Source organism: Pseudoalteromonas sp. SWXJZ94C (assembly GCF_015864385.1).
Lineage (GTDB): Bacteria > Pseudomonadota > Gammaproteobacteria > Enterobacterales > Alteromonadaceae > Pseudoalteromonas.
This window is the reverse complement of sequence record NZ_JADYXF010000008.1, coordinates 114,071-120,404: the sequence shown is the minus strand read 5'-3', so window position 1 is coordinate 120,404 and position 6,334 is coordinate 114,071. Positions and strand designations below refer to the sequence as shown.

At 35.4% G+C, this 6,334-nt stretch carries 10 protein-coding genes; all 10 read left to right on the top strand.

Annotated elements, in window-relative coordinates; all coding sequences use genetic code 11:
- Window positions 1-84 precede the first annotated feature (84 nt).
- The 10 genes from I6F65_RS05340 (at window position 85) to I6F65_RS05295 (ending at window position 6,152) form a co-directional block, all read left to right on the top strand.
- Complete coding sequence (locus I6F65_RS05340) at window positions 85-288, top strand: BrnT family toxin (protein ID WP_231613116.1); 204 nt, start codon at window positions 85-87, stop codon at window positions 286-288.
- A 21-nt stretch (window positions 289-309) separates the two neighbouring features.
- Complete coding sequence (locus I6F65_RS05335) at window positions 310-486, top strand: hypothetical protein (RefSeq protein ID WP_197111863.1); 177 nt, start codon at window positions 310-312, stop codon at window positions 484-486.
- 9 nt (window positions 487-495) lie between these two features.
- A complete protein-coding gene (locus I6F65_RS05330; protein WP_197111861.1) occupies window positions 496-675 on the top strand; it encodes a hypothetical protein in 180 nt (59 codons plus the stop codon).
- Between the two features lie 218 nt (window positions 676-893).
- Window positions 894-1,493: a transposase gene (locus I6F65_RS05325; RefSeq protein ID WP_197111859.1), complete on the top strand. Its 600-nt coding sequence runs from the start codon at window positions 894-896 to the stop codon at window positions 1,491-1,493.
- 1,285 nt (window positions 1,494-2,778) lie between these two features.
- The gene (locus tag I6F65_RS05320) at window positions 2,779-3,441 is read left to right on the top strand and encodes a hypothetical protein (protein ID WP_197111857.1); all 663 of its coding nucleotides are present in this window, start codon (window positions 2,779-2,781) and stop codon (window positions 3,439-3,441) included.
- 100 nt (window positions 3,442-3,541) lie between these two features.
- Window positions 3,542-3,733 carry a hypothetical protein gene (locus I6F65_RS05315; protein ID WP_197111854.1) on the top strand — a complete coding sequence of 64 codons (192 nt, stop codon included), beginning with the start codon at window positions 3,542-3,544 and terminating at the stop codon, window positions 3,731-3,733.
- Between the two features lie 29 nt (window positions 3,734-3,762).
- On the top strand, window positions 3,763-4,086 hold the full coding sequence (locus I6F65_RS22105) for a 2OG-Fe(II) oxygenase (protein ID WP_197111872.1): 324 nt from the start codon (window positions 3,763-3,765) through the stop codon (window positions 4,084-4,086).
- A 448-nt stretch (window positions 4,087-4,534) separates the two neighbouring features.
- Window positions 4,535-5,371: a hypothetical protein gene (locus I6F65_RS05305; protein WP_197111852.1), complete on the top strand. Its 837-nt coding sequence runs from the start codon at window positions 4,535-4,537 to the stop codon at window positions 5,369-5,371.
- Window positions 5,368-5,760, top strand: a complete 393-nt coding sequence (locus tag I6F65_RS05300; RefSeq protein ID WP_197111851.1) for a hypothetical protein — start codon at window positions 5,368-5,370, stop codon at window positions 5,758-5,760. The genes I6F65_RS05305 and I6F65_RS05300 overlap by 4 nt, the downstream gene beginning before the upstream one ends.
- 134 nt (window positions 5,761-5,894) lie before the next feature.
- Complete coding sequence (locus I6F65_RS05295) at window positions 5,895-6,152, top strand: transposase (protein ID WP_197111849.1); 258 nt, start codon at window positions 5,895-5,897, stop codon at window positions 6,150-6,152.
- The last annotated feature ends 182 nt before the right edge of the window (window positions 6,153-6,334 follow it).

The window sequence follows — 6,334 nt, the reverse complement described above, 5'->3', positions numbered from 1 at the left end:
GCTGGTTTAGCGCCAAATGAATCTGAGATTAGATACAAAGACTCTAAAACTGTGGCCAAATTTTATTGACCACTACACAATGCTATGAAAGTTTTTTTTGATGAAAGAAGAGTAACAAGAATTGATAATCGCGTTGATTACGGAGAAGAAAGATATCAAGTTATTGGTATGACTCAACAACGCGTATTATTTGTTGTATATACTGAAAGGTCTGAAAATACCATTCGGATTATTTCTGCGAGAAAAGCTACAAAAAGCGAGCAAAAATCTTATGCAAGGTTTTATTAAAATTAATATTGGAGTTTAATAATGGCTATTACAAAAATTACTGCTGAAGAAGCAAATAAATCTAAGGGTACGACAAATTGGGATGATGTGGATGCTTTAGAGGATAGCGAAATTGAAAAAGCAGCTTCCGAAGATCCAGACTCGGCATTACCTACTGATGATGAATTAGATGAATTTAAACCTGTAAAGAAGAAATAAGGGAATATCATGGGAATTAAACGAGTAAGTAGCTCTGCTGCAAAAAATGCTATTGGGTCTACTAATTGGAAAGCTGTCAAAACGATGACAGATGAAGAGATACAAAAAGCAGCAATGACAGATCCCATTTCAAAAGAATTAAGAATGGATGAACTTATGGAATTTAAACGAGAAAAACCCTCTAAATAACAAACAGCTAACAAGAAAATCAACAAGGACTAAAAACAGTAGGCTCTTCGCTTCGCTCGATTTTAGCCTACTATTTTTAGCCTGTTATTTGGGCGTTGAGGCTGTAGAATTACTCTTTTTAGGAACGTATTCTACTATTTTCAATTGATTGCTTTTTAACCTTGAATCCATTCATTCGCTGTGATCTAATAGATATTATTCACCCACGGTAAACTGTTATGGCTAACTATAAGCCTGACTTATCCTGTCAAAATAAATTCATTCCTATCAATTTCGCTGAGCAAATTTTGCCTGGCACCTTTGAGTATGCCCTTTGTTATATTGTCGAAAATAAACTCGACTTGTCGGGCTTTGACACGTGGTACAACAATGACAAAACGGGCGCGGCGGCGTATCCGCCTTCGGTAATGCTAAAGATTATTTTACTGGGTTATGCTCATGGTTTAATTAGTAGCCGCCGAATTGCTAAAGCGTGTGAGACGAACATTTTATTTATGAGTGTGTCGGGTGATATCCAGCCGCATTACACATCTATAGCGGGTTTTGTGGCTAAAATGCATGAACAGGTTGAACCCCTTTTTACGCAAGTATTGATGATATGTGATGAGGAAGGCTTGATAGGTCGCAACATGTTTGCCATTGATGGGTGTAAATTAAAGTCCAATGCAAGTAAGGAGTGGAGCGGCAAATTCGATGAGTTAGACCGCAAAAAAGCAAAACTAGAACGCGCAAGCAAACGTATTATTGAACGTCACCAATCACAAGATGGACTGAGTGAAGAGTTGATAACTCAGGACTTAAAACAAAAGAAAAATTAGGATGACACCCATCCTAATTATTATGAAAAAAGCCAACACAAACAGTATGAAGAGTGCATTGTTATAAATAATGAATCACGCAAAAAGCTGAGCTATGTAGACAAAATGAAAGTAAAGATAGCCAGCCGAATCGGACGACGATTGATATTTATTAAAGAAGGGCTAACTGCTCGGCTGTATTGAACTGGCTTCCCTTTAAATAAAAAGCGGAACATTACGGTGAACAAAGGCACGAATAAATTGGCGTTACGGGCTCAAGCGAAAGTGAATGCCTTTACTTTATTGTGTGGCAATTGTATTGCCTTGTTCATAATATAGAAAAGCTACAAAACACGATGCATTAAGAAAGGGAAGCCCTTTTAACCTCAAATAAGCGACTCAGATACCTGTAATCCCTTCCAAAACACCAATTGAAACAACACCAAACACTTTTTTATATGTTACGTAAAAATACAGAAAGTTAGGATGACACCCACAGAAAGTTAGGATGACACCCATCCTAACTATTACGGAAAAGCCAACAAAAACAGTATGAAGAGTGCATTGTTATAAATAATGAATCACGCAAAAAGCTGAGCCATGTAGACATAATGAAAGTAACAATAGACAGCCCCATAGGTCGACGACAGCTGTTTATTAAAGAATGGCAAACGACTCGGCTGTATCGAACCGGCTTTCCTTTAAATAAAAAGCGGAATATTACGGTGAATAAAGGGATGAATAAATTGACCTTACGAGGTCAAATGAAAGTGAATGCCTTTACTTTTCACTGCGGCAACTGTATTGCCTTATTCATAATATCAAAAATTATCAAAAATTAGGATGACACCCATCCTAATTATTACGAAAAAAGCCAACTAAAACAGTATGAAATGTTCATTGTTATAAATAATTAATCACTCAAAAAGCTGAGCTATGTAGACATAATGAAAGTAAAAATAGACAGCCCAATCGAACGACGATTGCTGTTTATTAAAGAATGGCAAACGACTCGGCTGTATCGAACCGGCTTTCCTTTAAATATAAAGCGGAACATTACAGTAAACAAAGGCATGAATAAATTGACCTTACGGAGCCAAGCGAAAGCGAATGCCTTTACTTTATTGTGTAGCAACTCCCATCCAAAACGCCAATTAAAGTACCAGCAAATTCTCTTTTATATTTAATGTAAAATAGCTATAACTGATTGAACCAAAATAGGAACTCAGCTATGGTTTGTTTATCAATAAAAACAAATTAAAAAACGAGTTAATCTACAGGCTCGTTAGCTACCTCTTGGAGTCTCATGAAAATAACTCAGAAATTAGAACAGGTTATTGGTTCAGCACCTAAAGACTTGGTAGAGTATTTGTCTTTTAATGCGTTCCTAAAAAATGATGAGTTAAGCATTAACTGTCTTAACTTGGAAGAGGGAGCAGAGTATAGCGAGTGCTTAAGTAGTTTTGGCGTTGGTTTAGAGTTAGGTTTTTGGGTTCTTGACGATGCAAATAACTCAAATCCATATTGCTATATTTCTAAAGGACCGTGTAAAGGCGCTGTAATCAAGTATTCTCATGATTCCGTTTTTGAAATCGTATTCTCATCTATTTCTTCTTTTGTTAGTGCTTTAAATTATGCAAGTGTTAACTGTATCGATATTGAGGATTTGATCGGTGAAGAAGGTGTATCATTTGATTGCCTTGATGCGCTTAAATCCCTGTCATTAACTGATACGGATGAAGCCGTAGCAATTATCGATATATATCTTAATCTAACGAATGAACTAGATGATGAAATTGTAGATAGCTTATTAAATCATGATGATTTCTTTGTACAAGAATCTCTAGCGAATTGGTTGCTGAAGCATCCTGAGTCTAAGTTTACCAATGTAGCAAAACAGCTTTCTGAAAATTCACAATCTCAAGTGCAAAAGTTAGGTTTTGAGTTGCTGAATAAGATAGGTAGTTAATAAGGTGTTTAAACGGAACGAAAACAGTGAGTTACGTTTCGCTACACATTATAACCCACAATTTTTCTGCTTAACGCGGCGTTAGCAAGAACTTCAAATTATGCATAAATATTCACATACGGTGAAAATCTTCGAAGTTAAAGTATTTTTAACTGAAAAAGAATGCGCCGAGTTTATTGAATTAAGCGAATCTATTGGATATGAAAGTGCGGATGTTCAACTTTCTGGCAATAGACAGGTTTTGAGCAATATTAGAAATAATGAGCGTTTAAATTATTTTTCAGGCCTTTAGCTTTAACACTTTGGGATAAATTATCAGGTATTGAATTTCCTACTTTTTCGGATACAAAAGCCATTGAGTTATCCCCACACTTTAGATTTTATAAATACTTTCGTGGGCATAAATTCAATATGCACAAAGATGGAAAACAAAAAATAAAAGAGAATGAAACCCGATTAACGCTACTAATTTATCTTAATGATGATTATACAGGTGGTGATACTCTGTTTCGCACTGACAACATTTCAATTAATCCTGTTACAGGTACTGCATTGTGTTTCGAACATCATGAGTGGCATAAAGGATCTGTAGTAACTAGCGGGGTAAAATATGTGTTACGCACAGATATAGTATATTCTTGCTAAGAAGCTGTTAAAGCGGGAAAAATTACAGTTGGCTGTTTCGCTCCGTTCACAATTTTAGCCAACTACAATATGCCCCTTAATAGGGAGTTGAGGTTGTAGAATTACTCTTTTTTAAGAAAAATAGCCAGTTATATGGGGTCCAAATGCATTACCTAATGCTTTAACAACGCTTAGAATTAATTGCAGGAGCTCGTTTTTTTAATTGAATTTGGTTGTTGGAGTTATTCTACAGCCTCGTTAGATTTTATTAGGCTAGAGAATACTTTATATCTACAGCAGGTTTAGATAAAAATATAGTTTTTTACTATATTCGTAAACAAGAAATCACTATAAAAATAGGGAGCAATTAAAGTATCAGCTGTAGTGCCTTTGGATGTTCCCTTTAGCCCTCTGAGGACGATTTCAAATAATCGTAATTTAACTTTTATACTTTACAAAAGGAGTAATAATGCTATTAAATACATCTGCCATTACTAGAAGGCTTTCCAGCGCAAAATCTAATCAAAAAGACAATGAAGCTCAAAAAATTATTAACGGAGCAACGAATACAGAATTGAGAAATATTGATGCAGAGGGGGTTCTTCGTCTGTATAAAGCTCTTGCAATGCTACCTCCGCGAATATTTTCTTCCAGAGACAAAATAGCTCTAGCAAAGTTGAGGGCTAATACACAATTCCAACCAATATCCAACAACTTTGACCTAGCAATAAACTTGATTAAAAGAAAACGACCAAACTTACACTCTCAGATGCTTACTTTTGATCTGGTCACTCGCATTTATACTGCAGAAAGAGCTCGTCTTTCCATGCTTGAAAGAGTAGGTATTGACGGCTCTACAATTGGCAGAGGACAACTAGGTCAGCTTGCATATACAGATGTTATAAGTCAAAGTAATTTCAGGAGTGTTTTTGAGGAATATATTAACCGTATATTTATCCCTGAATTGTTGAAAACAGAGTTGACTACACATCAACATTATTGGGATTTTAATACTTATAAAGCGAAGATACAGCCAAATTATAGCACTATTTATAGAAATTCTAAGATAGAAGATTTTGTGGTTACTGCATATGTAGCGGTTCGCATCAAAGCAGCAAATAAGGCTGGGCGTTCTACTTTGGATACAGTGCGATTTGCAGTTGCACTATACCATGGGATGAGAAAAATGGTAGTTACCGCGCAATCAGCTGTCAAAGATGACATTAATTGGTCACCCGTTGAAGTTGAATTGTTAAGACTGGGGCATAGAGATGAAGTGGATTATGTTAATGAGGTGGTAAAGTGAACCGAAGAAATATTTTCTTTTCGTTAATCTCCGTATCTGTTGTTATTTTTGCCAGCTACAATTGGTATCCAATGGAACCCATATTAACTGTTCATCTGCGTTGTGACAGAGAAATCAGCGGTAGTTTACAAGCCAATATGATTTTACCTAGCGGAAAATCTGAACAGGCTAAAAGCTTTGATATTAAGGAAGTTTGTAAAAATGGGAAAGTGGAATTTGATGATTACCAAAAGGAAAAAACAGTAAAATTTACGTTTACCTACAATGATGATAAAAAATATCAGATAATATCTAAATATGGAAGCGAGATTCAAAGCGATCAAAACGGATATTATTTGATTTTGAAAATTACGAATATGTTGCCTTTTATATCAAATGATAGAATTTAAAAAACACCTAATAAATAGGATTAAGTTAAATAAAAAACTAACAAGAAGCCATCGCTTAATTGAATTACGACAAGGAAAACAAAGTTAGGATGACACCCATCCTAACTATTACGAAAAAAGCCAACTAAAACAGTATGAAGTGTTCATTGTTATATAATGAATCGCGCAAAAAGCTGAGCTATGTAGACAAAATGAAAGTAAAAATAGACAGCCCCATAGGTCGACGACAATATAGCAAACGACTCGGGTGTATTGAGCCAGTGTTCGGGAACATTACAGTGAATAAAGGCATGAATAAATTGACCTTACGGGGTCAAACGAAAGTGAATGCGCAATGGCAACTGTATTGTCTCATTCATAATATAGAAAAGCTGCAAAACACGATGCATTAAGAAGGGTAAGCGCTTTTACCCTAAATAAAAGCCACTCAAGTACCCTTAATCCCTTTCAAAACGTCAATTAAAACAATATCAAACACTTTTTTATATCCTGCGTAAAAACACAGTAATCGATTGAACGAAAATAGGAACTCAGCTATGGTTTGTTTATCAATAAAAACAAATAAAAAATGAGT

Coding starts and splice junctions, on each gene's coding strand:
- I6F65_RS05340 (WP_231613116.1), top strand. CDS start 85: ATGAAAGTTTTTTTTGATGAAAGAAGAGTAACAAGAATTGATAATCGC.
- I6F65_RS05335 (WP_197111863.1), top strand. CDS start 310: ATGGCTATTACAAAAATTACTGCTGAAGAAGCAAATAAATCTAAGGGT.
- I6F65_RS05330 (WP_197111861.1), top strand. CDS start 496: ATGGGAATTAAACGAGTAAGTAGCTCTGCTGCAAAAAATGCTATTGGG.
- I6F65_RS05325 (WP_197111859.1), top strand. CDS start 894: ATGGCTAACTATAAGCCTGACTTATCCTGTCAAAATAAATTCATTCCT.
- I6F65_RS05320 (WP_197111857.1), top strand. CDS start 2,779: ATGAAAATAACTCAGAAATTAGAACAGGTTATTGGTTCAGCACCTAAA.
- I6F65_RS05315 (WP_197111854.1), top strand. CDS start 3,542: ATGCATAAATATTCACATACGGTGAAAATCTTCGAAGTTAAAGTATTT.
- I6F65_RS05305 (WP_197111852.1), top strand. CDS start 4,535: ATGCTATTAAATACATCTGCCATTACTAGAAGGCTTTCCAGCGCAAAA.
- I6F65_RS05295 (WP_197111849.1), top strand. CDS start 5,895: ATGAAGTGTTCATTGTTATATAATGAATCGCGCAAAAAGCTGAGCTAT.